27 protein-coding genes are annotated in these 25,312 nt (G+C 65.3%); 11 read left to right on the top strand and 16 right to left on the bottom strand.

The window, feature by feature from the left end:
• Nucleotides 1-13: 13 nt before the first annotated feature.
• Entirely contained in the window at nt 14-433 is a 420-nt protein-coding gene (locus ACYR7D_RS02995) for a YbaB/EbfC family nucleoid-associated protein (protein ID WP_459548100.1), read from the bottom strand.
• Between the two features lie 231 nt (nt 434-664).
• Between ACYR7D_RS02995 and ACYR7D_RS03000 the strand changes: the two genes are divergently transcribed.
• Nucleotides 665-1,963, top strand: coding sequence for a TetR/AcrR family transcriptional regulator (locus ACYR7D_RS03000; protein ID WP_459548101.1), 1,299 nt, complete (start codon nt 665-667; stop codon nt 1,961-1,963).
• Nucleotides 1,964-1,989: 26 nt separating this feature from the next.
• On the opposite strand, the gene ACYR7D_RS03005 is transcribed toward ACYR7D_RS03000, so the two are convergent.
• The 11 genes from ACYR7D_RS03005 to ACYR7D_RS03055 are packed head-to-tail and all read right to left on the bottom strand — an operon-like array spanning nt 1,990 to nt 11,774.
• Nucleotides 1,990-2,649, bottom strand: a complete 660-nt coding sequence (locus tag ACYR7D_RS03005; RefSeq protein ID WP_459548102.1) for a hypothetical protein — start codon at nt 2,647-2,649, stop codon at nt 1,990-1,992.
• Nucleotides 2,650-2,662: 13 nt separating this feature from the next.
• The gene (locus ACYR7D_RS03010; RefSeq protein ID WP_459548103.1) at nt 2,663-3,844 is read right to left on the bottom strand and encodes an MCE family protein; all 1,182 of its coding nucleotides are present in this window, start codon (nt 3,842-3,844) and stop codon (nt 2,663-2,665) included.
• On the bottom strand, nt 3,841-4,956 hold the full coding sequence (locus ACYR7D_RS03015) for an MCE family protein (RefSeq protein ID WP_459548104.1): 1,116 nt from the start codon (nt 4,954-4,956) through the stop codon (nt 3,841-3,843). Before ACYR7D_RS03015 ends, ACYR7D_RS03010 begins: the two co-directional genes overlap by 4 nt.
• 14 nt (nt 4,957-4,970) lie before the next feature.
• Nucleotides 4,971-6,071 carry an MCE family protein gene (locus ACYR7D_RS03020; protein ID WP_459548105.1) on the bottom strand — a complete coding sequence of 367 codons (1,101 nt, stop codon included), beginning with the start codon at nt 6,069-6,071 and terminating at the stop codon, nt 4,971-4,973.
• Entirely contained in the window at nt 6,068-7,075 is a 1,008-nt protein-coding gene (locus ACYR7D_RS03025; protein ID WP_459548106.1) for an MCE family protein, read from the bottom strand. Before ACYR7D_RS03025 ends, ACYR7D_RS03020 begins: the two co-directional genes overlap by 4 nt.
• A complete protein-coding gene (locus tag ACYR7D_RS03030; protein ID WP_459548107.1) occupies nt 7,075-8,097 on the bottom strand; it encodes an MCE family protein in 1,023 nt (340 codons plus the stop codon). Before ACYR7D_RS03030 ends, ACYR7D_RS03025 begins: the two co-directional genes overlap by 1 nt.
• Nucleotides 8,097-9,599: an MlaD family protein gene (locus ACYR7D_RS03035; RefSeq protein WP_459548108.1), complete on the bottom strand. Its 1,503-nt coding sequence runs from the start codon at nt 9,597-9,599 to the stop codon at nt 8,097-8,099. The genes ACYR7D_RS03030 and ACYR7D_RS03035 overlap by 1 nt, the downstream gene beginning before the upstream one ends.
• Nucleotides 9,600-9,606: 7 nt before the next feature.
• On the bottom strand, nt 9,607-10,470 hold the full coding sequence (locus ACYR7D_RS03040; protein ID WP_459548109.1) for an ABC transporter permease: 864 nt from the start codon (nt 10,468-10,470) through the stop codon (nt 9,607-9,609).
• Between the two features lies 1 nt (nt 10,471).
• Nucleotides 10,472-11,341, bottom strand: a complete 870-nt coding sequence (locus ACYR7D_RS03045; protein ID WP_459548110.1) for an MlaE family ABC transporter permease — start codon at nt 11,339-11,341, stop codon at nt 10,472-10,474.
• Complete coding sequence (locus ACYR7D_RS03050; RefSeq protein WP_459548111.1) at nt 11,335-11,550, bottom strand: hypothetical protein; 216 nt, start codon at nt 11,548-11,550, stop codon at nt 11,335-11,337. Before ACYR7D_RS03050 ends, ACYR7D_RS03045 begins: the two co-directional genes overlap by 7 nt.
• Entirely contained in the window at nt 11,550-11,774 is a 225-nt protein-coding gene (locus tag ACYR7D_RS03055; RefSeq protein ID WP_459548112.1) for a hypothetical protein, read from the bottom strand. The genes ACYR7D_RS03050 and ACYR7D_RS03055 overlap by 1 nt, the downstream gene beginning before the upstream one ends.
• Nucleotides 11,775-12,050: 276 nt before the next feature.
• Here ACYR7D_RS03055 and ACYR7D_RS03060 point away from each other — a divergent pair, with 276 nt between their 5' ends.
• From ACYR7D_RS03060 to ACYR7D_RS03070, 3 genes are all read left to right on the top strand, one after another.
• Nucleotides 12,051-12,977, top strand: coding sequence for an oxygenase MpaB family protein (locus ACYR7D_RS03060; protein ID WP_459548113.1), 927 nt, complete (start codon nt 12,051-12,053; stop codon nt 12,975-12,977).
• Nucleotides 12,978-13,038: 61 nt separating this feature from the next.
• Nucleotides 13,039-13,521, top strand: coding sequence for an RpnC/YadD family protein (locus ACYR7D_RS03065; protein WP_459548114.1), 483 nt, complete (start codon nt 13,039-13,041; stop codon nt 13,519-13,521).
• Nucleotides 13,522-13,797: 276 nt separating this feature from the next.
• Nucleotides 13,798-15,237 carry an AAA family ATPase gene (locus ACYR7D_RS03070; protein WP_459548115.1) on the top strand — a complete coding sequence of 480 codons (1,440 nt, stop codon included), beginning with the start codon at nt 13,798-13,800 and terminating at the stop codon, nt 15,235-15,237.
• A 46-nt stretch (nt 15,238-15,283) separates the two neighbouring features.
• On the opposite strand, the gene ACYR7D_RS03075 is transcribed toward ACYR7D_RS03070, so the two are convergent.
• On the bottom strand, nt 15,284-15,475 hold the full coding sequence (locus ACYR7D_RS03075; RefSeq protein ID WP_459548116.1) for a DUF397 domain-containing protein: 192 nt from the start codon (nt 15,473-15,475) through the stop codon (nt 15,284-15,286).
• A complete protein-coding gene (locus tag ACYR7D_RS03080; RefSeq protein WP_459548117.1) occupies nt 15,472-16,659 on the bottom strand; it encodes a DUF5753 domain-containing protein in 1,188 nt (395 codons plus the stop codon). Before ACYR7D_RS03080 ends, ACYR7D_RS03075 begins: the two co-directional genes overlap by 4 nt.
• Here ACYR7D_RS03080 and ACYR7D_RS03085 point away from each other — a divergent pair.
• From ACYR7D_RS03085 to ACYR7D_RS03105, 5 genes are all read left to right on the top strand, one after another.
• A complete protein-coding gene (locus tag ACYR7D_RS03085) occupies nt 16,658-17,314 on the top strand; it encodes a hypothetical protein (protein WP_459548118.1) in 657 nt (218 codons plus the stop codon). The two genes, ACYR7D_RS03080 and ACYR7D_RS03085, sit on opposite strands and share 2 nt — an antisense overlap.
• 2 nt (nt 17,315-17,316) lie before the next feature.
• The gene (locus ACYR7D_RS03090) at nt 17,317-17,535 is read left to right on the top strand and encodes a hypothetical protein (RefSeq protein ID WP_459548119.1); all 219 of its coding nucleotides are present in this window, start codon (nt 17,317-17,319) and stop codon (nt 17,533-17,535) included.
• A 148-nt stretch (nt 17,536-17,683) separates the two neighbouring features.
• Nucleotides 17,684-18,079 (top strand): hypothetical protein, encoded by a 396-nt coding sequence (locus ACYR7D_RS03095; protein WP_459548120.1) that lies wholly within the window; start codon nt 17,684-17,686, stop codon nt 18,077-18,079.
• On the top strand, nt 18,076-18,681 hold the full coding sequence (locus tag ACYR7D_RS03100; protein WP_459548121.1) for a DUF3558 family protein: 606 nt from the start codon (nt 18,076-18,078) through the stop codon (nt 18,679-18,681). Before ACYR7D_RS03095 ends, ACYR7D_RS03100 begins: the two co-directional genes overlap by 4 nt.
• Nucleotides 18,682-18,822: 141 nt before the next feature.
• Complete coding sequence (locus tag ACYR7D_RS03105) at nt 18,823-19,425, top strand: DUF3558 family protein (protein WP_459548122.1); 603 nt, start codon at nt 18,823-18,825, stop codon at nt 19,423-19,425.
• Nucleotides 19,426-19,695: 270 nt separating this feature from the next.
• Here ACYR7D_RS03105 and ACYR7D_RS03110 read toward each other — a convergent pair whose 3' ends face one another.
• Together ACYR7D_RS03110 and ACYR7D_RS03115 are read right to left on the bottom strand one after the other, a co-directional pair.
• Nucleotides 19,696-21,912, bottom strand: a complete 2,217-nt coding sequence (locus tag ACYR7D_RS03110) for a TPR repeat region-containing protein (RefSeq protein WP_459548123.1) — start codon at nt 21,910-21,912, stop codon at nt 19,696-19,698.
• Nucleotides 21,899-22,222, bottom strand: a complete 324-nt coding sequence (locus tag ACYR7D_RS03115; RefSeq protein WP_459548124.1) for a hypothetical protein — start codon at nt 22,220-22,222, stop codon at nt 21,899-21,901. The genes ACYR7D_RS03110 and ACYR7D_RS03115 overlap by 14 nt, the downstream gene beginning before the upstream one ends.
• A gap of 177 nt (nt 22,223-22,399) precedes the next feature.
• Here ACYR7D_RS03115 and ACYR7D_RS03120 point away from each other — a divergent pair, with 177 nt between their 5' ends.
• Together ACYR7D_RS03120 and ACYR7D_RS03125 are read left to right on the top strand one after the other, a co-directional pair.
• Complete coding sequence (locus tag ACYR7D_RS03120) at nt 22,400-24,325, top strand: hypothetical protein (RefSeq protein ID WP_459548125.1); 1,926 nt, start codon at nt 22,400-22,402, stop codon at nt 24,323-24,325.
• On the top strand, nt 24,322-25,086 hold the full coding sequence (locus tag ACYR7D_RS03125) for an ESX secretion-associated protein EspG (RefSeq protein ID WP_459548126.1): 765 nt from the start codon (nt 24,322-24,324) through the stop codon (nt 25,084-25,086). Before ACYR7D_RS03120 ends, ACYR7D_RS03125 begins: the two co-directional genes overlap by 4 nt.
• Nucleotides 25,087-25,312: the final 226 nt, after the last annotated feature.

The raw sequence follows: 25,312 nt of genomic DNA on the forward strand, positions 1-25,312 counted from the left end.
TTTCCTTCCGGCATCAGCGGCCGATCTCCCCCTCCGGATCCGGTTCCCGCAGGCTGGGCGCCCCGGGCACGAGATCGGGAAGGTCCGGCGATATCCCGGCGGCCTCCGTGATGGGTGCCAGCAGTGCCCGGGTCTGTTCCCGGGCGCACCGGACGGCCTCGGCATTGGCCTCCTGCACCGATCTGCTCAGCTCTTCGGGTGTACCGCGCAGCGCTTCGGCGCTGAACCGCACGTCCTGCAGCACACCCGATGCGTCGACGGTCACCTGCACGGCCCCGTCCGGCGATCGGCCCACGACCCGGGCCGCCGCGAGCTCCGCCCGGACTTCGCCCAGGAGCCGCTGCTGTTCGTTCAACGTATCCAGCACGGTGTCCAGTTGGCGACGCATCCCGTAGTTGGCCGAACGTAATCCCGCGCTCTCCCAGTCGTCCATATCGCATACCTCTGCTGCCCGGCAGCTCCGGGAACGAATGCTCGCCAATTACGTAGATCACGGTAAACGCTCCCCAGCGATGGAGCGCCGCCGAAATCGTGACCCGGCGGTACCTCGTTCGCTCGGAAGTATTGCCCTCCCCGGGGCCGGGCGCGTCTCCGATACCGGGAAATGGGCCGCTGAGCGGGGTGCGTGGCATCTCGGCTGGTGAGCCGAAGTTAGGATTACGGGATGAGCGTCGACAATCGCCGGGCCCGGCCGTCCTCGCCATCGGCGCATGCGAGGGGGCGGGACGACGAGCTGGTCGCGGGCACGGCCGACGCTCGGAAACCCGAGGAGGCGCCCCGCCCGGTGCGGCGCCGGCCCAAGAACCGCCGCGCGCAGATCGCGGCGGCGGCCGCCCAGGCGTTCGGTTCGCTCGGCTACCACAGTGTGAGCATGGAGGATATCGCCGGTGGTCTGGGCATCAGCTCGGCCGCGCTGTACCGGCACTATCCGAGCAAGTACGCGCTGTTCCAGGAGGAATCACTGCGGGTGGGCGCGGCCATGGCCGAATCGGTGCGGCTGCCGGAGGAGACCGCGGACCGTACCCCGCGGGAGAGCCTGCGGCAGGTACTGGAAGCACTCAGCACGGTGACGGTCGCCAACCGGGCCAGTGTGGCGCTGGTGCGCTGGGAGGGGCGCTACCTGGAGCCCGCCGATCGGGCGATCCGGGCCGAGCAGCAGGCCGCGGTCCTGGACGTGCTGGACGACCGGCTCGCCGCGTACGCCCCCGCTCTCCGCACGGGTGATCGGAGCGTGCTCGTGGTCGCTCTGCTGTCCATCATCACCAGTATCGCCGACCATCACGCCGCGCTTCCCCCGAAATCTCTGGTCAACCTGCTGGTCGACACCGGTATGCGACTCGTCGAGGTGACCCTCCCGCCGCCGTCGGAGATCGAACTCGCACCGCCGGTGGAGATTCCGGATTCGTTCAAACACGAGCTGTTGCTCCGCAAAGGTGTCGAACTCTTCCACGCCCGCGGATACCCGAATGTGAGCGTGGAGGATATCGCCACCGCCGCGGGGCTTTCCGCCGCTTCCGCGGTGTACCGGTTCTATCGGGGCAAAAGCGATCTGCTCACCGCTGCTTTCCGCCGCGCGGCCGAGCGGGTGTCCAGCGCCATCGGCCCCGCGGTGGCCGCCGCACCCGGGCCACGTGAGGCACTCGATTCGCTCGTCGACCAGTACGTCGCGGGTTCCTTCGAGGAGCGGGAACTGACCTTCGTCTATTACACGGAATTCCAGCACGTTCCCTCCGAGGAACGCGCCGCCCTGCGTAATGTGCAACGGCTGAGCGTGGAGGAGTGGGCACGGTTGGTCCGGCAGATCCGCACCGATCTCTCCGGCCCGCAGACCCGCTTCCTGGTGCACGCCGCCTTCGCCCTGGTGGTCGACCTGGGACGCGCCTTCGGCACCGTACCGATCGCCTCCCAGCAACGGGTGGCCCTGCTCATGCGCACCGTTCTCTACGGCGCCGAGTCCCCCTAGCCGCGGCGCCGCAGGCGCCGCCGGAACTACAGCACCGTGTTCATCTGATTGACCAGCCAGCGTCCGTCGGTTTTCTCCATTCGCATCACCATGGCCAGCTGTCCGGGTGCGGGTTGTCCCTTGGTGCCGAGGCTGGTGATGGTCTGCTCGATCACCACCACCGCCTCCGCGGTCGTGGCATCGGCGGATTTCACGGCACATTGGATATCGTCGGCCGTCGACACCACCTGTCCCGCCGTCAGGGCCTCACGGAGTTCCGTGGTGGTGGTTTCGAATTCCTTCTTCCAATCCCCGGTGGCCCCGGCCAGAACCGCCGAGAAGTAGGGGTCCAGGTTCTCGGCGTCGTAGTTGGCCAGTACCGGCGCGTATCGGCAGGCGGCCTGCCGTACCTCTTCGTGTGCGGCGAGCAGCTCCGCTGTGTTCTGTTCCCGGACGAACAGGTACCCGGCGAACCCGAGCGCGCCGAGGAGCAGCGCCAGACCCGCGGCGAGGCCGGCGAATACCAGCGGGCGGCGCGGGGCACCCGGCGATCCGTCGGCCTGCTCGTCCGGGCCGGCGGGTTCCGTTGCGGTGCTGTCCGTTCCGGCGGGAGCGGCCGTCGTCCGGTCGCTCGTCTGCGCGGGTTCACCGGCCGGTTCGCCGGCCCCCGGGTCCGTGGTCGCCGATTCCGGCGGTTCGTCACTCATCTCCGTCTTACTCCTAACGACCCGGGATGGGCCGGGACAGTTCGTCACCGCTGACTCCCGGCGGCGGACCGGCCGTGTTGTCGGGCACGTTCGGGCGGGGAGCGTTGGCCGAACCACGCACCTGCAGCGCCGGGTCGTTGGTGACGCAGTAGTTGTACAACCGGACGCGAGTATCGGCGGTGCGTTCGGTGGGGACCACGGGAATGGTGTTGTATTCGCAGGTGGGCCGGGGCCAGATATCCACCAGAGTGTTGAACACCCCGTCCTTCACCGGAACGTTCAGCGCCGCGGTACCGGCCCGCAGGGCGGGGAACAGTGCCGCGATGGCGGGTTGCCGTAGTTTCGCCGCGCGGGTGATGGCCACGAAGTTGGTCACCAGGTTGGTGATGGGGTCCTGGGTTTCGGCGACGAAACCGCTCAGCGTGGCCAGCTGGCCGGGAGCCAGGTCCAACAACCGGCGGACCTCTTGATCGGCGGCGGTCAACTGCTGGAACAGGGCGCTCGCGGAACCGGTCAGCGTGCTGAGATCGGGCTGCGCGTACTGGGTGGTTTCCGCGATCACGGTCAGATTCTCGATGAGTTGCCGGGTCTGGGGCAACAGGTTCTCCAGTCCCGCCATCGCCCGGCTGATCCCGGAGATCATATTGCGCAACCGGTCCGGTCCACCCGCCAGCGCCTTGTCCAGTTCGTCCACGATCACGGTGAGCCGTTCCGGGTTCAGGCCGTTGATCATGGCACTCATATTCGCCAGCAGGGACTGCACGGTCACCGGTATACGAGTGCGTTCGACCGCCACCCGGTCCCCGTCGCGCAGGTACGGCCCGGTGTCCGCGTCGGGCCGGAAATCCAGGTACTGTTCGCCCACCGCGGACAGACGCCCCACCACCACGGTGCCGCCCACCGGGATCCGCACCCCCGAATCTATTTCGGCCACCGCTTCGATTCCCGTGTCCGATACCCGGACTTCGGCGACCCGCCCCACCCGGGTCCCGCGGAAGTTGACGTCGTTATCGGCCAGCAGTCCACCCGACCCGGTCAGCTCCACCGTCACCCGGTAGGTGCTGTTCGGTACGAAATCGACCCGCAGCACCTCGGAACCGAGGTATCCGCACCCCACGACCAGTACGACGACCAGGCCGATATTCGCCACCCCGATCCGGTGCCGGACCAGCCAGTTCCAGAGCGGAATATTCATCGGGTACCTCCCTGCGGCGCCGGTTGCGGCTGCTGCGGCGGGCTGGTCAACCGGCCCTGGATCTTCTGCAGCACCTGGGCCAGGCTGCCGATGAATGCCGGAACGTCCGACCCTTCGGGCAGCCGGCTGCCGTTCGGGTCGGTCAGAGCGCCGACACTCAGGTAGGAGATCCGTGCGGCGACCGCCAGGGTGGGGCCTTCGAACGATTGTTCCAGTGACGGGTACAGCGTGTGCAGCCCTTCGAGGGTCTGCCGCAGATTGTCTCCCATTGCCGTGAATCCGCCCATGAGGCGGCGGATGCTGTCGAACAGGCTGAGGAATTCGGGGCCGGTGGTATCGGTGAAGTCACCGAGGGCCGCCATCGTCACCGAGATCTTCTGGATCAGTGCCGTGATGTCGCGGTTGTTCTCCGCCACCAGTCCCAGCAGGTCGGGGAAGGTGTCCGCGGCCAAGCCCAGTTCTTGTTTACGTGCCGCGAGTTCACCGGTCAGCAGATTGACGCCGTGCAGCACACTGTCGATATCGGCGGTCCGCGCGTTCAGTGCGCTCAACACCTGGGTCATCTCGGTGATCAGATGCGCCAGTTGGGGCGCGCGGCCGGAGAACATCGAATCCATTTCCGCGGTGATCCGCGCCGCCTGGTTCAGCCCGCCACCGTTGAGCAGCAGCGATACCGAGACCATGAGTTCCTCCACCGACGCACCGGCGCCGGTGTGGTCGGTATCGATGACATCTCCCTCGCCGAGGATCGGCGCGTTCGGATCCTCCCGGGGGAGGGTCATGGCGATGAAGATATCGCCCAGCGGGGTGGCCTGCCGTAGTTCGGCGGTGGTCCCGCGGGGCAATCGGATGTCCTCGCGGATCAGCAGATCCACATCCGCGACGAAATCGGTGGTGGATATGCCGGTGACCACCCCGATATCGGTGCCGCCGATCTTCACGTGCGCTCGGTCCGGCAGGTTGAGCGCGTCTTCGAAGCGGGCGCGGACCGTGTACCCGGGCCCGCCGATACCCGGCTCCGGCATCGGCACATTCTGCACCGTCACCGCCCCGCAGCCCGAGGTCGCGAGTACCGCGGCCGATACCGCCGTCACCAGGAATTTCCGATACATCCGGCTCCCGATCCTCATCGCGTCAAACCCAGCAGTGCGGCGGTGAGCCCGAAATCGGGCCCGAAATCCTGGATCCGGCCGGTACGGCAACCGTCCGAACGCAGCTGGATCCGTTCGCAGAACGTGGACAGCATCTCGTTGTCGAGCAGTGCTTTGTCCAGCAGCGCGTGCACGCGGAAGGCCTGGTGTTCGTGGCTCACCGTATTGGCGAGGTTCTCGAAGAACAGCGGGCCGACGTCCACCAGTTCGGTGAGGCCGCGCGCGTTCATTCGCATCTGCCCGGTGATATCCACGAACCTGGCCAATGCGCCGGCCAGCTGGTCGCGGTTCTGCCCCACCAGGGTGGAGGTGTTGTTCACGAAATCGTTGAGCTGGATGAGCACCGCGTGCAGACCGGGTGATTGTTCGCCCATCAATTGCACCAGTTCGGTGAGCCGGGCGCTGAAATCGCGCACCGTCCGGTCGTTCTGCGCGACCACCTGCGTGATCTCGTTCAGCTTGATGATGGTGTTGGCTATCTGGTCTTTGTTCGCGAAGGTCACCTCGAACGCGGCGGAGAGATCGTCGAGTGTTTCGCGCAGCCTGTCGCCGTTGCCTTCCAACAGCGGGAACAGCACCCGGCTGGCCAGCGGACCCGCCTCGTTGTCACCTTTGAGTGCCGCACCGAGCTGGTCGAAGTTCTCCAGGATGCGATCGAGTTCCACGGGCACCCGGGTGCGTTCCAGCGGGATATGCGTCCCGTCGGTCAGGGTCGGCCCGGTACCGCTGTAGGCGGGGGCGAGTTCGACATGCCGGTTGGTGATGAGCTGCGGCGAGATCAGTGCGGCCATGGCATCCGCCGGAACCCGGACGTCTTCGTCCAGCGCCATGGTGACCTCGACGTAACTGCCGCGCGGGGTGACCGTTTCGACCCGTCCCACCGGCACCCCGAGCACCGCGACCTCGTTTCCCGCGTACAGTCCGGCCACGTTCTCGAAATCGGCGCTGATCCGGATGTGTTCGCCGAGATACTGTTCCGGTAGTCCGGCGATGCTGTCCGGCAGTACCGAACAGCCGGCCGCGCACAGCCCGGCGATCCCGGCCGCCAGTATCCGCAGTATTTTGCGCGGGCTCATATGCCACACCCCTCCACTACCTGCGCGAAGCAGAGCCAGTTGTCCGGGAGGATCCAGGGCGCCCACACATCGGCGTAGGGCCCGTTACCGATGACGTTGTTGAACTGCCGCAGACTCACCGGCATGATCTCGTACAACCGGTCCAGGTTGTCCTTGTTCTTCTCCAGGCCCTCGGTCATCGTGTTCAGGTTCTGGATCAGCGGCCCCAGCTGACCGTTGTTCTCCACACCCATATCCCGCAGCAGTCCCGACAGCGCCGCCACGTTGTCCAGCAGCCGGCGCAGCAGATCCTGGCGTAGGGCGACGGCGTTGCCGATCGCCTCACCGCGGGTCAGCAGCATCAGCACGCTGTTCTGGTTGTCGGCGACCAGTTGCGATACCTGGTCCATGCTCCGCAGCAGGGTTTCGACCTCGTCGCGCCGGTCGTTGATCACCTTCGCCAGTGAGCCGATCGAATCCAGCGCGGTCACCGCCAGTTCCGGCGACTCCCCCATCTGCCGGGAGAACACGTCCAGTGCCTGCCGTAGTTTGTCCGGGTCGATCCGCTCGATACGTTCGAACGAGGATGTGTACATCGGGTCCTGGATCACTTTGGCCAGGTTGTACGGCACGGTGGTATTGGCCAGCGGAATCCGGTCGTCCGCGGATTCCGCTCCGGAGCCGGGAATCAGTTCGATATGCAGCCGGCCGAGGATGGTGGACATCTTGATGGCGGCCCGGGCGTCGGTGGCCAGCCGGATGTCCCGGCTGATCTTCATCACCACCTCGACCTTGTCACCGGCCAGCCGGACCGCGCGCACCTCGCCGACCTCGATACCGGACACGTCCACCGTCGCACCCGGCCGCATACCGGCGGCCTGCGCGAATTCCGCGGTCACCGTTTTGTCGGTGAGCCGCATCTGGGAGAGCACACTGGATCCGAGTACGAGGGCCGCGACGGCCGCCGCCGCGATCAGCCCCTGCCAGAGGAATCTGTTCTCGGTGTAGCGCGGGAGCCGGGGCATCAGCGGCACACCTCCGAATGCGAATCGCCACCGACCCGGGAGAACAGGCCCGGCGGTAGGAGCACCCCCCACAGGGAAACGTCCAGGCTGCATATGTAGGCGTTGCCGTAGGCGCCGTAACCGGTGAACCGGGCCAGGCCGTTGAACACGTTCGGCAGCTCGATCGCCGCCTGGTCCAGCGAGGCGCCGTTGAGCAGCAGGAGCTCCACCGCGGTGGTGGCCTCGTTCTGGGCGAGAACCACATCCGGTTTGACGGCGGCGATGAGGTTGGTGAGCGAATCGGTGGAATACGCCACCTGATCCACCGAGCTCTTCAAGGTTTCCCCTTCCGCGTACAGCGCGTCCATCAACCCTCTGGTCTGGGTTATCAGGGTTTCCAGTTCCGCACTGCGATTGGCCAGCCCGGCGATCACGCTGCTCAGGTTGGTGATCACCGCGCCCAGGATTTCGTCGCGCTGTCCGAAGGTGTTCGCCAGTTCGGCGGCCTGGGTGATGAGGGCGCTCAGGGAGACCCCGTCACCCTGGAGGGCCTGGATGAGGGTGTCCGAAAGCGAATTCACCTGGTCCGGTTGCAGCACGCTGAACAGCGGTTCGAAACCGGAGAGCAGGGCCGAGACGTCGAACGACGGTTCGGTCCGTTGCACCGGGATATGCGAGCCGGGCGGAATCTCGGTGCCCCGCTGCTCACCGGGGAGCAACGCGATATAGCGCTGGCCGATCAGATTCTGGTACCGCACCAGCGCTTTGGTGGTGTCGGTGAGCCGCTGCCGTTCCTCGATCCGCAGTACGAGCCGGACCTTGTAGTCCGGTTCGAATTCGATCGAATCCACCCGCCCCACCCGGACCCCGGCCATGCGCACATCGTCGCCGACCCGCACACCCATCACGTCGGTGAACGTGGCCGAATACGTTTCGGTCTCGCCGGGCACCGAACGCTGCAGGGTGGACCAGATGGTGTAGGTGAGCACGATCGCGATGACCGCGAAGAGACTGAATCCGGTGATTGTCTTCGCCAGACGCATCAGGCGGCTCCCTCGGGGTAGACGTCGATCCGGCCGCCCGCCAGCACCGAGGTGAGCAACAGCAGTTCGGCGGTGCTGGGCTGCCGGCCGAGCAGCGCGGTCACGGCGGCATGCCCGCGCAGCTGTGCGATCGGCGCGCCCGAGGGCACCGGCGCGGCGGGGGCGGGTTGCCCGGCGGGAGCGCCACCGGCCGGGGCGGGGGCAGCGGGTACGGGCGGCGATCCGGGAACGTGGGCATCCTGGGTCCCCGGGAACAACGGGACCGTGATGCCGGGTATCGCGGGTAGACCGGGTAGCCCTGGCACTCCGGTGATATCGGGGAGCAGCGGTACGGCGGGGACGGCGGCCGGTGCCGCCGGCGCCTGCGGTTCGGGGCCCGCGCTGTCGAGCCGGCCCGGCAACAGGGACGGTGGATATTCCTGCGGGGGCGCGGTCCGCGGAACCGAGGGCCCACCGCAGCGGGGTCCGGCCATATCTCCGTAGCGCGGGCAGTCCTGCGCGGTGTACTGCTGGAACGGGGTGAACGAAACGTCCATGTTCCACCGCATCTGTCCTTGTGCGCCCCAGCTGAACGAGGGTGCCAGTTTCGCCAGTGCGGCATTGAGGTCGGCCACCGCGGTCGGGATGGCCTCCGGATCCTGGGACAGTGCTCCGAACAGGCTGTCCAGGCCGGGCACCAGTTCCTTGGCGGCGTCGGGGCTGCGGGCGAACAGGCCGTTCACCGAATCCACGGCACCGCTCGCGGTGGCGAGCATGGTGATCAGGTTCTCCCGGCGCTCGGTGAGTGTGCGCGCGGTGGTCACCGATTCCGAGAGCACGCTCACCAGTTCCGGCGCCGAGGCGCTCAGTGCGGTGGTGGCCCGGCCCAGATCACCGAGCAGGTCTCCCACCCCCTCGATATGCCGCACCTCGGTGACCCATTTGTCCAGCCGCTCCACCGTGGATCCGGGTGCGCGGGCGCCCGGATCGAGCGCCTCGGCGAAGGTCGCCAGCACGCGGCCGAGCTTCTCCGGCTGGATGTTCTGCAGGACATCGCGCAGTACGGTCAAAGTGGTCTGCAACTGCACGGTTTCCGTGCTGGTGTCCTCGGCGATCTCCGCCCCTTCGGCGAGTCGTCCGGCGGTGGCACCGTTGTCGACCAGTTCGATAGCCGTCACACCGAAAAGGTTGTTCGGTATCACGCGGGCGGTCACGTTGTCCGGAATGGTCGGCGCGATACGGGGATCGAGGTCGATGCGCACCTGCTGCCGTTTCCCGGCGGCCACCACATCCACGGCGGTCACCGCTCCCACCACCATGCCGCGAAACTTCACGTCCGCCCGCTCGGGCAGACCGTCTCCGGTGCTGGTGAGCACCGCCCGGACCGGCACCCGGTCCTCGAAACGGCCCGTGTACCGCAGCCCCAGCAGGCTCAGCAGCACGGCCAGCAGGGTGAGCATCGCCAACCCCGCCGCCGTCATATGCCACGGTCGCGGCCCCCGGCCGCTGTGATCGATGATCATCGACGCCTCACCCCGAAATCCGGAATCCGGGGTCGATCCCCCAGATCGCCAGTGTCAAGAACAGATTCGCGAACACCATGACGACGATCACCATCTTGATCGCCTGCCCTGCCGCCACCCCTACGCCTTCCGGGCCGCCGGTGGCGAAATAGCCGTAGTAGCACTGGATGAAGGTGGCCAGCATGACGAAAACCACGACCTTGAGCAGCGAGAAGAACAGGTCGCCTCCAATGAGGAACTGGAAGAAATAATGGTCGTAGGTGCCGGCGGAGGTTCCGCCCAGTAGCAGCACCGAGAGTTTCGTCGCCAGGTAGGCCACGGCCAGGCCGACGCTGTACAGCGGGATGATGGTGAGTGTGGCGGCGATCATCCGGGTGGTCACCAGATACGGCAGTGGCCGGATGGCAATGGATTCGAGCGCGTCGATCTCCTCGGCGATCCGCATGGAACCCAGCTGCGCGGTGAACCGGCAGCCCGCTTGGATCGCGAAGGCCAGGGTCGCCAGAATCGGCGCTAACTCACGGGTGGTCGCGAAGCCGGAGATGGCGCCGGTGAGCGGGCCCATGGTCAGCAGGTTCAGCGCGCTGAACGCCTCCATCCCCACCGTGATACCGCCGAAACCGCACAGGATGATCACCACGCCGACGGTGCCGCCGCCCACGATCAGCGAGCCGTTTCCCCAGCCCACGTCGGCGGTCAGCCGGAGCACTTCCTTGCGATAGTGCTTCAGCACGAAGGGGGTCGCGATCAGCGCTTGGACGAAGGTGATGGCCTGGTGGCCGAGCCGGCGGTTGGCCGCCCGTGGTACGGCCGCCGCGGCGGCGACCATCCGGACGGGTTTCAGCGCGGGCGGAGTGTACGGGGCGCCCACGTCAGATCACCTTCGCCGGGAAGACGGTGTTGTAGATCTGCGTGATGATGATGTTCGTCGCGAACAGCATCAGCGCCGAGGACACCACCGCCGAGTTCACGGCGTTGGCCACGCCGCCGGGGCCGCCCTGGGCGTGTAGGCCGATATCGCAGGCGATGATCGCGGTCAGCACCCCGAAGACGGCCGATTTCACCAGCGCCACCGCCATATCGTTGGCGACGGCGAACGAGGCGAAGGAGCCGATGAACGACCCCGGGGTGCCCGATTGGGCGTACACGTTGAACATATAGGCCGTCGCGAATCCGACGAACACGATGAATCCGCACAGCAGCATGCTCACCAGCACGGCTGCCGCCAGCCTGGGCGCGACCAGCCGCCGGACGGGGTTCACCCCCATCACCATCATGGCGTCGATTTCCTCCCGGATGGTCCGGGAGCCGAGATCCGCGCAGATGGCCGAGCCGACCGCGCCCGCGATCATCAGCGAGGTCACCAGCGGCGCGCCCTGTCTGATGATGCCCAGGCCCGCCACCGCACCGATGAACGTGGTCGCGCCGACCTGGTTCACCAGCGCACCGATCTGGATCGACACCACGACCGCGATCGGCATGGCGACGAAAATCGTCGGCGCGGCGGAGACATTGGCCATGAACGCGCACTGCTTGGCGAACTCTTCGAAGGGGAATCGGCGCGCGACAACGGACTTGAAGGTTTTGGCCACTGCCTCACGACCCAGTGTGACCTGCCGCCCCAGGGTTTCCAGGGAGCGCTGCGGATGTCGTTTCCACAGGCCCTTCAGATCGTCGACCGCCTGCTCGAGGTCGGTGCGGTCCGCGCGTTCGCCGGACGCGGCCGGCCCGGTGGTCACCATGGCAGTTCCGATCCGGTCGTATCGAGACCACCGGTGAGGTACTGCTGGAGCAGTACCAGCCCGGCCCCGAGGACCGCTGTCCCGGCGGCGAGTACGCACAGCAGGGCGAGCCAGAGACCGAATCGCAGAACCGGGTTCACTTTCATCCGCCCACCGAGGATCTTGACGATGACGACCAAGATGTCGATGAGCCACACCAGAGCCATCATCAGGTCATGTACACATTCGAGAAGGTGAGCACGGGCCAGCACACGATCGAACCGAGAAACGAGATGATCACATCCAGTCCGTGCATCTCACGCAGATGCGAGGTATGCGTCAGACTCCAGACCAGACCGATGAGCCCGTACGGGATGCCGAGGATGACGAAGGTGCCCACGAACTCGGACACCTTCATCTCGTAGCTGAATATGCGATCCAGCCGTTTGAGCATGTCGTGCTCCTTCCTTGACCGACCGCTGCGCACCCTCCCCGCCGGGGAACGTCTGAGACGGTTGGGGTCGGAGCCGTATGTTACGCACGATTCCTGTCCACGTGGAAGGTTTTCGGCAAGATCGTCTCGCGCGAACCCGATGAAGCTCCCTGTTCCAGGCGCATATCCGGACGGACAAAGCGGGACAAAAGTTAGCGAATGTTCCACAAATGATGATGACTGCGGGCAGAATCTGGAGTAACTTAAACCACACCAGTTCCCCGGGGAAGGACACCCATGACCGCCGCAGCACACCCCCCGCAAACACCCGGTTCGCGCACCCCCGCCCCCGCCCCCGCGCTGACCACGGAGCAGACCCGGATCCATATCGGCACCACACACCGGCCCTTCACCAAGCGCCCCCTCCAGCTCACCGACGCGCTCGACTTCTGGCAGTTCGCCGGGGCGGCCGCCAACGTCATCATGCAGATGGCGCGCCCCGGCGTCGGTTACGGCGTCGCGGAGAGCAAGGTGGAATCGGGATCGCTGATGAAACGCCCGTGGAAACGGGCCCGTACCACCACCCAGTACCTGGCCGTGGCCATCCTCGGCGACGACGAGGAGAAAAAGGCGTTCCGGGAGGCGGTGAACGTGGCCCACCGCCAGGTGCGGTCCGAACCCGGCGCCGCGGTGAAGTACAACGCTTTCGACCGCGACCTCCAACTCTGGGTCGCCGCCTGCCTGTACATCGGTTTCGAGGACACCTACCAGCTGCTCGCGGGCCGGATGAGCCCCGAGCAGAACGAGGCGTTCTACCGTTCCTCGTCCTCACTCGGCACCACCCTGCAGGTCACCGAGGAGATGTGGCCGGCCACCCGGGCCGAATTCGACGAATACTGGAACAAGGCTTGCGAGCAGGCGGTACTCGACGACTATGTGCGCTCCTACCTCGACGACCTCCTGAACCTGCGCATGATCCACTGGTACCTGCGCATCCCCTTCCGCGGCCTGCTCCGGTTCCTCACCATCGGTTTCCTGAGCCCCTATTTCCGCGAACAGATGCGGGTCGAATGGTCCGCCGCCGACCAGCGCCGCTTCGAAAACCTTTTCCTCTTCGTCGGTTTCGTGAACCGCTTCATCCCCCGCTTCCTCCGCCACGGCGGCAGCTACGCCCTGATGGCAGACGTCCGCCGCCGCATCAGGAAACAGAAGAATCTCATTTGAGCCGGGCCCGCCCGGTTGCGTAGCTTCGCAGCCGTGCCCGCCAACCCGTCGCCTCCGGTTCGTGCTCGACGATATCGCCGCCATCGACCTGCCCGCGCTTCACGCCCGCTACGTCACCCCCGCCACCCGCGTCATGCTGGCGCTGCACAAAATCGCACCGGACAATCCCGACCTCGGCACCGATATGCTGGACCTGATCGACGACCTGCGCGTCCTGGCGTCCGGCCCACACGGAACAGCGGAGCTGCAGGCCGTTCTTTCCTACATACTGATAGTCGGCGATACCACCGAAAACGACCTCGACCCCCTGATCGAACAACTCGGTCCCCGAGCCAAGGAGGCACTGATGACCACCGCCGAACGGCTCCGCGCAGAAGGCCGCGCAGAAACCCGAGCGGAAATCCTGGTCGCTCAACTCACCGCCAAGTTCGGCGCGGTACCCGAAACAACCCTCCACACCATCCGCACGGGCAGCCCCGAACAGTTCCGCATCTGGCTCCACCGCATCCTCACCGCCACCACCCTCGAGGAAGTCTTCGCCTGAACAACAGACGCTCCAGCGTCTCGGCCGCTTCTCCGCTCGGCCGTATGCGAACTCCCGTGCTCGAAATCCACCGCTTACCGTGCTCTGAGCAGAAGCTTTCCATCTCCGGGTGATACACGTGGCCCAGCGAAGACGCTCGGTCCCGGTACCCAGGCAGCGACCGTAGGCATCGTTGGATCGAACCTCCTGCGCTCCGGCAGTGCGCCGATCCCACGCCGCAATCTATGTAGAAACAATCTACGTAGATACTATCTACATAAAGGATGGCTGGAAGGGGTGCCTGTGTCCGGATTCGTCGGCAGACAGAACGAACTCCACACGCTCGACATCCGGTTGCGCCGGGTCACCGAATCCGCCGCCGGTATTTCGGTGGCCATTCGGGGCCGCCGCCAGGTGGGCAAGTCTCGACTCGTCCAGGAATTCTGTGACCGCGCAGCCCGGCCGTACGTCTATTTCACGGCTACCAAAGGCGCCGGCCCAGCCGAATCGCTGGCCGCCTTCCTGCTCGAGCTACGGGAGTCATCGCTGGTCACCGATCCCGCGGCCATCCCGGAATCGGCGGGATCGTGGGCCGACGCCTTCCGGATACTGGCGGGGGCGTTACCCTCTGGCCCGGCGATAGTGGTGATCGACGAGTTGCCCTGGTTGGCGGAGCAGGACGCGAGCTTCGACGGCGTCTTGCAAACGGCCTGGGATCGGCTGCTGTCCCGGCGGCCGGTTCTCCTGCTGCTCCTGGGCAGCGATCTGCATATGATGGAGCGCCTCACCGCATACGACCAGCCCTTTTTCGGCCGCGCCGACAATCTCACCCTGGGGCCACTCGATCCCGCCGAGATCGCCGCCGCTACCGGACTCGACGCGGCGGACGCCCTGGACGCGCATCTCATCACCGGGGGCCTGCCGGGCATTTTGCGCAGCTGGCCGCGCGGAACCCCACCCATGGACTTCCTGGCGCGGGAATCCGTGGACCCGGCGGCACCGCTGTTCAGCGTCCCCGAATCCGCACTACTGGCCGAATTCCCCGCCCCTGATCAAACCCGGCGCGTACTCGAAGCGGTCGGCGGCGGCGACCGCACCCACGCGAATATCGCTGCCACCGCGGGGGGCCGCGCCGGAGCGATCGCCTCGGGAAGTCTGTCACCGATCCTGCGGCGACTCACCCAGGACAAACGAGTTCTGGCGATGGACCAACCCCTGTCCACCCGACCGGGCAAACCCGCGCTGTACCGGGTGGCAGACAGCAACCTCCGGCTCTACCTGGCGATTCTGCGCTCCGCGCAGGAACTTTCCCGCCGGGGACGGTACATGAGCGCCTTCCGATTGATTCAGCGGCGGTGGTCCACCTGGCGCGGCCGAGCGATCGAGCCGCTGATCCGGGAGGCGCTGGAACTCGCCGCCCTCGCCGGTGACCTGCCCTGGCCGGAAGCGGAGACAGTGGGTGGTTGGTGGAACCGCCGCTTCGATCCCGAAGTCGACCTGGTCGGCGCCGACCGCGCCCCGATAGCGCAGCACGTGTATTTCGCGGGATCCATCAAATGGCTGGATACGCCGTTCGACGACCACGACCTGGCCGCACTGCACAAGGCGGCCGCGCAGATTCCCGGCTACGAGCCCGGAGAGACAGGTCTGATCGTCGCTACCAGGTCCGGGGTACAGGGCTCCGGAGCCGATCTCGTGTGGGGTCCCGAAGATGTGTTGTCCGCTTGGACCGGCTGAACGCACCGCCGGTTGCGGGACATCGCCTCGGAACCGGCGGGGCGCCTTACCGACCGGCCGAAATAGTCCCGATGAACTCGGCCCAGACATCCGGATCGAAGGAGAGCACCGGACCGGTGGGGTTCTTCGAATCACGGACACCGACGGCATCGGTCATGTGCGCGACCTCGACGCAATCTCCGCCCGCTTGGCTGTAACTGCTCTTGAACCAGTGCGCGTCGGATAGATCCCTGGTCACGTCGCATACTCCTCTGCGATTTCCTGCATCAGACGCCGGGTGTCGTCCTCGTTCAACGCTACCTGGCGAAGATTCGTCACCGCTTCTCTGTGCCGCTCGATCACATCGCGCTCCTCGAGGAACAACGCTCCGGTGAACCCCTCGACGAATACGACGGGAGGCTCAGGCGATCGACCAACGTGGAGAGGCGGGAACTCGAACAACGTGAAGGACTGGACCACCAGCCCGAAGTGGCCGCCGACGCCGAACGGTATTGCCCGCAGAGAAACATTCGATCGAGACGCAACCGCCAAAAGGTGTTGTAGCTGCCCCCTCATGACTTCGCGCCCGCCCACCTGATGACGCAAGGCCGATTCCGAAAGTATGACGCTCAAAGAAAACTCGGGGTCCTCGGCTATTCGGCGTTGCCGCCGTTCGGTCAGCTCCAACCGCCGTTCTACATCCACAGCAGACATTCCGGGGTCTGTCGTCTTCACAATCCACCTGCGGTAGTCAGGAGTTTGCAGCAGCCCGGGCAACAGAGTGAGCTGAAATGTCGTCATGCCCGAACACGCCTGTTCCAGGCTCATGAAGTGGTCGAAGTGCGGATTCACCACATCGGCGTATGCACGCCACCACCCTCGGGACGGGTCACCTTTGGCCGCCTTGACTTCCTGGAGCAGCCCCAAAACCTCGGCCTTTGCCTCATCATCGGCTCCGTAGAAGTCCAATAGATCGCGGAACTGCGCCGTGCTGATGCGGACCGGCTGTCCCTCCTCCAGTCTGCCGATGCCCTGCTTGGAAACCTCGATCGCCAGCCCCGCCGCCAACTGGCTCTTCTTTTTCTCGAGCCGCAACTCCCGGAGACGCCGACCGAGCGCACGCCGCGGAAGAGTCGAACCAATAGCCATTTCCCGCCCTCGCTTTTCCAGGTGGTCCTTACTGGGCCTGCCCTTACTGGAACTACCTAGGCTGGACGTCCAGCCAATCCGAAGGATAGTCCTGAATGGACCGTCCAGTGGCTGGTTTTCGGTGTCTACTGAATCCGCCCCGATGGTCGGGAAGCCTCGGATACGCCCATAGCGCAGAGCATTCCAGTGCATGCAGCATCCGAGACACTGCCGGGATCGCACCGATGCGAGCCCAGCGGTGGCCACTGAGCCCCGGCCGTCGGGTCCGTCACCGACTCGAAGGGAACGATCCATGACGAGATACCCGGCGTCCGCAATATGTGATCCCCACCGTCCCCGAGCGATCGGCTACCTCCGGACCGATCTCTCCGGGCACCACCATATCCGGCACACCGATGCCATCCGGCAGCTCGCGCGGCGCCAGGGTCAAACCCTGGTCTATGTCGTGCGACTCCAGCACGATTCGGCGCCTGATCCGACGTCCAGCGCACTCGATATCGTCCGTGGAATAGGCGCGACCACACTCATCGTGCCCGACCTCGCCCACATCGACGATCTACCCGGCCCCGTATGCGAGGTCTGCGACCTCATCACTGTCTGCCCCGAGCAGCTCTGGATGAAGGCCCACTCCGACGCCGGAGACAGCACCCCCGAACCCATTTGGCTGCCGGAAGATTGGCACAGCGCGCCCGACGACCGCTTGCAGCTGGCCGAAGCGCACCGGACCATGCAGGTGCACCGGGCATGTAACCCACTCGACTGCCCACGCAAGGCCGCCGCGTTCACCCGGCTGGCCGAGGCCGGCAAACTGGTCCCCGCCACCCGCAGTCCCCGTCAACGAGCCGCCGCCCGTGGGATCCCCTACCCGGCCGCCGAGCCCACCATTTCCCGCACATCCCCACCGCTCGATATCCTCCACCGCCTACTCACCGGCCTCGACCAGGCATAACCATGCCCCACCGCCCCGACCCGCTGTCCGACGAGGACGACGTGCACCTCACCGTGTACCTGCACGGTCTACGCATGGACTACCGAGCCCACCCCGCCGTCGCCCACGTTTTTCTCCAGGAGTGGAGAGCCCATCACGGAACCCATTCGGCCGCCGTCCTCCCCGGCCCACCCCGCGGCCTCCCCCGCCTCCCCTGCGAACGCCTCTACCGAGAAACCTGACTCATCGATGTATCCGGTTTCCGGCCGACACGGGCCCCGAACCAGTAAGGCGGCAGTTGCGATACCCAGCCCGCCTAGCGCTACGGACCCGCTCCAACCTCCCCCTTCTGTTAGCCTGATCCACGGAGCTGCTGAGGGGGTCCCACAGATGAACCAGACCGATATCGACTACGGCCAGGCGCAGATCGCGGCATTCAGCAACGCAGCCGCTTCGGGAATCATCAAATACGAACCGGATGTCGCGCGCCAGGCCGCAGCCGAGTATCAGAAGATGATCGTCGGACTCCAGGAAATATGGGACAGACTGCAAACGGCGGCAGACCCGCAAGGTTTCGGGGGCTTCGAATCAGCGACGCAGTTGCAGCAGGGCTTCGGCCGAAAGGCAGTCGATGGCTTGAATGTCCTCAAACAACTGATCGAAGGAGCGATGCGGCTCCAAGAAGCATACTTCCGCTCCGGTAACCTCCTCGCCGAGGCGGATCAGTGCAATGCCGCGATAACACGTTTTGTGGCCGAGAACGGCGGACTCGGGGAACAGCAATGAGAATCAGAGGGACGCTTTTTCCGGCGGTATTAGCCGTTGCCCTGGTCAGCTCATGCGTCGGCCAGACGGACGAAGCGACCTCATCGGCGGCTCCTTCACCAGTCATAACAGCGCCGAGTATCGCAGTTTCCGTTCCGCCTACATCGAGCCAAGTAAACAAAGGACGGGCTCCAGTGACCCACGACCCCTGCAGCGAGTTGGGGGATGATGATGTCACGGAGGCCGGATTCGATCCCCATACCAGGGAGAGAATCGACCGAATATTCGACACCTACTCCTTCGTCGGGTGCCAGTTCAAACATATGGAGCAGGACAAATTTCAGCAAATGGCACCTACTCGAACTCTTTTCGTAAACTCTACGAACGTTACACTCGAAGAGTTCCGAGCCAGGGAGGGCTCGAATTCCACGGCGACCCGAGTGAACGGCAGTGAAGCGATTAGCTACACCAGCCAGGTAGCCGGTGCCTGCTATATCGTTGTCGAGACGTCATACGGCACTCTCAGCGTAGGAAAAAGCGTTGCAAGCGCGCTTACGGCAGAGAAGCCCTGCGACCATATGCAAGAGATCGCTGCGACAATCCATTCGGCCATGCCGGATTGACCTCGATTCCGCCGGAACGGTTATCCGGCAAAGCTCTATCGGCCCATGAGGGCATATCGATGCGGTCCCCGCGTTCTCTTCACGGCATCGGGCACGACACAAAACCCCAATACGCACAACACAAGCGAGAGCTGGAATGGAATGAGAAATTTACCGATACTGAATGCCGCAGTACTCACTATTGTATTTTCCGCCGCATGTTCTGGAGCACAGGAGCAAATAACCCCGGTAACGCCCACCTCGCCAATACCTCCGAAGATCGCGGTACAGGTTCCTCCGATCCAGCACCAGACCCCCGAGGAGTCGGCTTTTTCGGCGCCCGACCCCTGCTTGGAGCTGGGCGACGACATAGTGGAACAATTCGGATTCGATCCACTGACACGGGAACGAAGCGAAGACCTGCCGAGAGATTTTATTTTCGTTGGATGCAATTTCGAAGATAGGCGGCTGCCTATACAACCGTCACCTTCGACGGTGGCCGAAAGATATCTCAGCATCAGCTCCACTGACATAAAAATCTCCGAGGTATGGGAAAGAACCGAAAACACTACCGACCTCAAAGTCGGTGACCGAGACGCGGTGAGCTATACAACCGCGAGCGACAAAGTCTGCAGCATCGCGATCGACAAGCCATACGGCGCGCTCATAATAAGCAAATCCGTCGTACGCAATCAAACTCGAGAGGGGGCCTGCGATAACATGACGGAAATTGTCGCCGCCATTGCGGGCGCACTTCCCGACTGAAATTCCAGGAACCGACAGCACTGTCACCATTTGATACACACACCCACGATTCCCCCTAATGCCGAATCCGCACTTTTATCAAGGAAACCAAACTGTCGATCGAATGGCCGATCGAACTTTCCGATACAATTGCCGAACAGACGTTATCGACCGGGTCACGAGCCGCCTTGGGTTCCCAGGTTTATCTGATATGACTGCCCGTAGTCTTGAACGAACTGCGCCAAACCTTGATCCACCAAAAATTGGTTGAACAGCGCCGAGGTTCGGCCATCAGCACGAACAGCCTCGATGGACATGGGCCCGGTGGACGATTGCAACTCGGGCGGAAGAACTCCTGCCGAGAAAGCCGCCGTCAAGATTGCTTGGTGGGCGTTGCTCGTGGCTTGAGCAGCGAGCGGCTGTTCCGAGGGCCGTTCGAGGAATTGATACTCGGGCTTTCCCAGAGCTTCCATCACAAGATCTTGTACTACGCTGCCCGGCTCCACCCCAGCGATACCGAGGGCGGTTTCCGCGGGTTTGTAGATTCCAATCGCCTGGTCGGTGATACCCCCCGGCAAGTTGCGCCCCGATCATCTTTGCTTTGTACATGGCATCGTCGGGGTTGAGGGCCTCATCACCCTTCATCTGGTCCTGATGTATCAAAGCATCCCAGATAGCATTGTCGGCACGCCCGGCAAGGGCACCTACATCACTGGCTGCGAGCACAGCCGCAGGATTCTGGGGGTTTTCGGTCATGGCGCGTGCCAATTCGGTGATCCGGTAGTGCTCGATAGCTGTTGTCAGAGTGGTACGGCCCTCTTCCGAGTAGCCGCCGAGCTGCAGTAAGCGGTTCGCTTCCTCACCGTTCCACTGCACTCTCCCGTCGGGATGCACCACGCTGTCCTCGTAACCCGTAGCCTGATGAGGGGCGCTTACCGCGTCCAAATTGGATGCAACGGCCCTACTGACCGCTGACGAGAGCTCTGGGCTATTGGCAATGCCCTGCTTGGTCTTCTCCCACGCTGCGTCGTCATCCACCGGTGCGAGCATCGCGCCCAGACTCGCGAGCGCTTCTCGTCCTCTGGCGCTTCTAGGGTCGTCAGCAGGCAAACCTGCTTCCTGCGTGATTCGGTCGATCATGGTGGAAGCCGCGGCGCCGTTGTCGGAATCCGACCAGTCGTGGCCGAGGAGACTGCGCACGGTCTCTTCCGGCTTGTACCCCTCCGGCATCCCTTCGCCCGTCCAGATCTGATGGCTGGAGTCGGCATTGCGCCCGGCGATATCGAGGAATTGGGCCGCGGCATCGTCACGCCCCGGCCAGGTGTACTGGTCCTGCACCAGATCCGAGGATTTCAGGACGAGTTGGGTGCCCAACTCGGTGCCCGGCTCGTGGCCCGGGTTCGCCTCGCCGAGGAGAGCCGCGAGAGCGTTGGTGTCGTTCCACTGCTTCTGCAGGCCCACCAGCGGACCCCCTGGAACATCGGGTTCCAGCGGATCGGGATCGGTACGGCGGGCTTCCAGAAGCTGCCGCACACTTTCGGGAAGTTGCTGGTAGCTGCCGGGGTTCGTCAGGGTGCCGTCGGGATTGCGGCCGGTACCGATGTCCTCGTTGCTGACGATCATCAGGCCGTTCGCCAAAGAATCCAGCTGGGCCGCGGCCTCGGTGCTTCCCGCCGCCTCTTCGGCACGCAGATGCTCGCTCAGTGCCAGGATTCCGTCTTTACCTGCTGCTTGATAGAGGCTGCGGTAGTACTCCTGGACATCCGCCGGGAGGGAGTCGACCTCACCGCCCTCGGCAAGGACGCGCAGCTGCTCCTCCGTAAGCCCGCCCTGTGGTAGCCGACCGGCGATTTCCTCGAGCGTCTCGGTGTTCTCTTTGTCCGGAAGAGAACCGTTCGCCCAGGCAGCGAGTGCTTCACCGTCTTCTTTGCCCAGCTCACCCGAATCGTTGGGAGATAGTGTCGTCACCGCGACACCGTCACCGATCAGATCACCCCGCACCCTGATCTCCTGGGTCGCCGTCGTGATCCCCACGCCCATTTCGCTGATCGCGTTGGCGAGGCTGTAGTAGGCGTTGTTGATGGCGGCCTGGTGCGCGTGGACCTTGTCGGTCACTGTCTGCTGGTCCTCTTGGGACAACCCCGTACCCGTGCCCGATACCGCCCAGTTGTCGGCCACCTGGAGCGGGACCGGGCACGTGGGATCGTTCTCGGCGGCCCCCACCTTGTCCAGCAGGAGCCGGCGTTCGTTGCCCAGCCGCTGGTCCGCCGTCCGTAAGGCCGCGGCCACATCGCGGATCTCCTGGGAGAGCTTACGGCCCTGGTCGTGTTCCTCGGTGAACCGGTCGGCCGCCGCATCGTGCGCCAGCCCGGACCAGCTGGTGCCGCTGAAGTGCTGGAGTATGCGGCCGAGTTCGGTTTCGTACTGCTGGGTGTCGGTTTCGAGTTCGGTCGCCCACTCCGAGAGCTTCCCCGTGTCCCAGGCCTCGACCTCTTTACGGGTTGGCATGACCGGCGCCTCCGGGGAGTCGGAAATCCATCGTGTTCAGCTCGTCCTCGAACTGCTGATCCGTGGTGTTCATATCGTCGGCGCACTGCCTGACGATCCCGGACAGCGCTTGGATACGCAGCGCGATCCGCAACCACGCGCCTTCGGTGAACTCACCGGTCTGCGCGCAGATCGCGCCCAGGTTGCAACCCGGTAGCGCGGCACCGATCTGGTCGCCGGTGGTGCGTACGTCTATTTTGTCGATCTCCCCCGCGACGCTGTCCAACGTATCGGCCAGCTTCTTCAACTGGTCCATATCGGCTTCGAGCACGAACCGGTACCCCCTCCCACTCGCGGCGCCATCATCCGGTTGCCGTGAACAACAGTGCGGTGCGACCCTATCCGAGCGGCCGGAAACCGGCGAACGGAAGGTTAGCGAAGGCAACGTATACTGAGGCGCGCTGTACGGCATCCACTGCCGGCGCCGATGGGGCGAAGGGGGCTGTTCGTGAGCGAACAGGAAACACCAGCGATTCCGGAAATACTCCAGCCGGGAATCGGCGACTATGTCGCCGCCGGACGAGCACAAACCGCGCAGCAGCGGTCCACGGCCGCACAGAACCGGGTGGCCACCGGCGATTCGGAACTCGCGGCCCTCGGTGCCGGCACCGATCCCGAATTCGTCACCACCCTCGAGCATTTCGAAGGCTGGACGCACCAGGCCATGTACGAGGCGGTGCACGGCGCGGGCGGAATGGACGCGGCCGGCCTCCGCACCCTGCAGCGGGTGTGGCGGGAGAACTACTCGGATCTGGTGAATCTTTCGACCTTCAATCTGCTGGGTATGAACCGGATCTTCGGAGAAGGACTCTGGACCGGTGACAGCGCGGACGCGGCACAAGCGGCGGCCGAACGGTATTCGGCGGTGGCCAATCAGATCGGGCGAGTCTTCGGATCTGTGGCCAACAGGTTGGACGCGCTGGCGTGGGCGGCGGAAGCGCTGCGTGCGGCCGTGCAACCACCGCCGAATACGGCGGTGGTGCAGATCGACCCCGACGATCCCACGCAATCCGTCCTCCCGGGCCTGATGAGTCCCGAATACGCAGACCAGGCGCGCGCCGCCCAGGAAGTGGCCCGGCAGGAAGCGGTACGAGCGCTCAACAACATCTACAAACCGACCTACCCCCCGGCGGGCTCCGGAGTACCCACCTATGTGATGGTGCCGCAGATCGGCGGCGATACGCCCGGCACTCCCGCAGGGACGTCACCGAGCCCTCCGGGTTCACCCGGCGCCGCCCCGGTGACGCCCGACGACGGAACGCCACCCCAGCAGAATCCGGTAGCGCCCGGCGGGGAAAACCCGCTCGCGCTCGATCCGGAGCAACTGGGCGCGCTCGAAGGTCTCCTGCCCGATACCGGTGAAGTGCCGGGCGGAGACCCGGCCGCGACCACACCGGCCGGGGTGACTCCGAGTTCCACGGCCACACCGGGTGGACCGGGCGCGCCGGGCCCGGGCACCCAGTCACCTGGGCCGAGCAGTCCGGAACCACCCGGCCGGACGGTCAACGGCCCGGGTGGGCCGGGGACCGCGGCTGTCCCGCCCGCGGCCGCGGCCGCCGCAGGGCCTCGCGGCGGAGCTTCCCCCGGTCGTGGATCGATGATGCCGGCCATGCCGGGCGCGGCCGGCGCCGGCCGGCGCGGGGAGAACGACGACGAGCATTCGGCTCCCGATTATCTGCGGCGCGTACACGACGATTGGACCGAGGGTCTGGGTAGTCCCGTCGGTGTGATCGGCGCGGACCCAGCGGACGAAACGTTGCCCGCGAGCCGGGCCTCCGTACCGCGTTCAGAGCTGTACGACGGTTTCGGGAGCGAGTTCGGGAATGAACCGACGTCCCCTGCGGCCCATGGGTCCGCGGGAACCACCGGCACGCCGCTGCCGAACCGGACCGGATCCCCCGAACCGGCTCTTCCCGGTACCAACCCGTCCACCCGGGCTCCGAGCAGCGGTGCACCCGGTCGAGCCCCTCGCAGCGGTCCGGTCGGCTGGGCCCCCGGCACCAGCCCGGCCCACCACGCTCCCAGCACCAGCCCCGCCCACCACGCTCCCAGCACCAGCCCCGCCCACCACGCTCCCAGCACCAGCCCCGCCCACCACGCTCCCGACGAGCAGATGTCCGGCAGCGGCCCGGCCGGCCAGGAACCACCCGTACGGAACATTTCCCCCTCCCCGCCTCCCGCGATTCCGGCCGAAGGCCGGAGCGAACCGAGTCCGACCACCGACACGGTCGTCTTCACCGCTACGGGCAGCGGGCCGATCATGGACGAGTCCGCGGCCGGGAATTCCCCCGCACCCGAGCCGGAAATCTTCACCGTCACGGGCAGCGGGCCCATCATGGATATCGAGAATCCGGGCGGCGCCCCACCACGATGACCCACCACGGACAGCGAAAATGGACGTTCGACCCGGATGAGTTCGCCTGGGTCTGGGGCGAAACGGGCCGTGATGTCTACCCCGACCCGGTCAGCATCGTCGAATCCGCCACCACGGAGTACGAATACCAGCTGCTCGTGAAGGAGATCAGCACACGCTACCCACGCGGTAGCGCACCCGATCTACTTGCTGTTCTTCGAATTCTCGCCGATCCCGAACTGCGGATCACCTGTACCGGGTATTCCCATCGTTTTCCCGAAAGGCGTCTTCGGGTGCTGGCCGCCGCCGTCGGCGAGGCGGGCGCGGTACTGTTCCAGCGATCGGGACCGACCGCGGAAGTGGGCGGGGATGTGCAGGTGGCGGCCACCTCCCGGGCCGGTCTGAGCCGGCATATCGCCGCGGCGATGCCGGTCAATACACCGGGGCCGGTGCCGAAGATGGTGGGGTACACGCCCCGCGTCCGAGGTGAAGAACAGCCGGTCACCTGGTTCCGCGACGGCGCCGGCCGCGCACCGGTCGAGGAGCAGATCCGGGCTTTCCTGCGTGCGCCGCGGGCCGCCGAAGGTTATCTGAAACTCGAACCCCACGTGGGGAACCGGGATACGACCACCTATCTCAGCTGGGTCGATATCCGGGACGACCGGCCCGCCGCCGGGCGTTACCTGATCACTGTCGACCAGAACGAAACCGTGGTCGAGCCGATTTCCCGGGAGGGCATCGAGCATCGCTTGTCGATATCGGTGACGTCTTCCGGCCGGTGATCTCCACGCTCGGGGAATTCGCGAATTGCGAGGTCGCGGAAGATTCGCTGGGGTTCCGCACCGGCGCCGTACCTTCCCCGTGTCCGGCGCCGGATGCGGATCCCGGGTGGCCGTAACCCGTTGCCGCAGCAGGCCACCCGAGGGACCAGAGTACGCGCTCCCGGCGCGATAACCGGGAGGTCGACTCGGGGTGTCGAAAATGGAGACGCAATATTGCACGGCGCCG

This window comes from Nocardia sp. X0981, assembly GCF_977089955.1.

What these genes read in the sequence shown, in the direction of transcription:
- ACYR7D_RS02995 (WP_459548100.1), bottom strand. Translation starts at nt 433, where the DNA reads ATGGACGACTGGGAGAGCGCGGGATTACGTTCGGCCAACTACGGGATG.
- ACYR7D_RS03000 (WP_459548101.1), top strand. Translation starts at nt 665, where the DNA reads ATGAGCGTCGACAATCGCCGGGCCCGGCCGTCCTCGCCATCGGCGCAT.
- ACYR7D_RS03005 (WP_459548102.1), bottom strand. Translation starts at nt 2,649, where the DNA reads ATGAGTGACGAACCGCCGGAATCGGCGACCACGGACCCGGGGGCCGGC.
- ACYR7D_RS03010 (WP_459548103.1), bottom strand. Translation starts at nt 3,844, where the DNA reads ATGAATATTCCGCTCTGGAACTGGCTGGTCCGGCACCGGATCGGGGTG.
- ACYR7D_RS03015 (WP_459548104.1), bottom strand. Translation starts at nt 4,956, where the DNA reads ATGTATCGGAAATTCCTGGTGACGGCGGTATCGGCCGCGGTACTCGCG.
- ACYR7D_RS03020 (WP_459548105.1), bottom strand. Translation starts at nt 6,071, where the DNA reads ATGAGCCCGCGCAAAATACTGCGGATACTGGCGGCCGGGATCGCCGGG.
- ACYR7D_RS03025 (WP_459548106.1), bottom strand. Translation starts at nt 7,075, where the DNA reads ATGCCCCGGCTCCCGCGCTACACCGAGAACAGATTCCTCTGGCAGGGG.
- ACYR7D_RS03030 (WP_459548107.1), bottom strand. Translation starts at nt 8,097, where the DNA reads ATGCGTCTGGCGAAGACAATCACCGGATTCAGTCTCTTCGCGGTCATC.
- ACYR7D_RS03035 (WP_459548108.1), bottom strand. Translation starts at nt 9,599, where the DNA reads ATGATCATCGATCACAGCGGCCGGGGGCCGCGACCGTGGCATATGACG.
- ACYR7D_RS03045 (WP_459548110.1), bottom strand. Translation starts at nt 11,341, where the DNA reads ATGGTGACCACCGGGCCGGCCGCGTCCGGCGAACGCGCGGACCGCACC.
- ACYR7D_RS03050 (WP_459548111.1), bottom strand. Translation starts at nt 11,550, where the DNA reads ATGATGGCTCTGGTGTGGCTCATCGACATCTTGGTCGTCATCGTCAAG.
- ACYR7D_RS03055 (WP_459548112.1), bottom strand. Translation starts at nt 11,774, where the DNA reads ATGCTCAAACGGCTGGATCGCATATTCAGCTACGAGATGAAGGTGTCC.
- ACYR7D_RS03060 (WP_459548113.1), top strand. Translation starts at nt 12,051, where the DNA reads ATGACCGCCGCAGCACACCCCCCGCAAACACCCGGTTCGCGCACCCCC.
- ACYR7D_RS03085 (WP_459548118.1), top strand. Translation starts at nt 16,658, where the DNA reads ATGACGAGATACCCGGCGTCCGCAATATGTGATCCCCACCGTCCCCGA.
- ACYR7D_RS03080 (WP_459548117.1), bottom strand. Translation starts at nt 16,659, where the DNA reads ATGGATCGTTCCCTTCGAGTCGGTGACGGACCCGACGGCCGGGGCTCA.
- ACYR7D_RS03090 (WP_459548119.1), top strand. Translation starts at nt 17,317, where the DNA reads ATGCCCCACCGCCCCGACCCGCTGTCCGACGAGGACGACGTGCACCTC.
- ACYR7D_RS03095 (WP_459548120.1), top strand. Translation starts at nt 17,684, where the DNA reads ATGAACCAGACCGATATCGACTACGGCCAGGCGCAGATCGCGGCATTC.
- ACYR7D_RS03100 (WP_459548121.1), top strand. Translation starts at nt 18,076, where the DNA reads ATGAGAATCAGAGGGACGCTTTTTCCGGCGGTATTAGCCGTTGCCCTG.
- ACYR7D_RS03105 (WP_459548122.1), top strand. Translation starts at nt 18,823, where the DNA reads ATGAGAAATTTACCGATACTGAATGCCGCAGTACTCACTATTGTATTT.
- ACYR7D_RS03110 (WP_459548123.1), bottom strand. Translation starts at nt 21,912, where the DNA reads ATGCCAACCCGTAAAGAGGTCGAGGCCTGGGACACGGGGAAGCTCTCG.
- ACYR7D_RS03125 (WP_459548126.1), top strand. Translation starts at nt 24,322, where the DNA reads ATGACCCACCACGGACAGCGAAAATGGACGTTCGACCCGGATGAGTTC.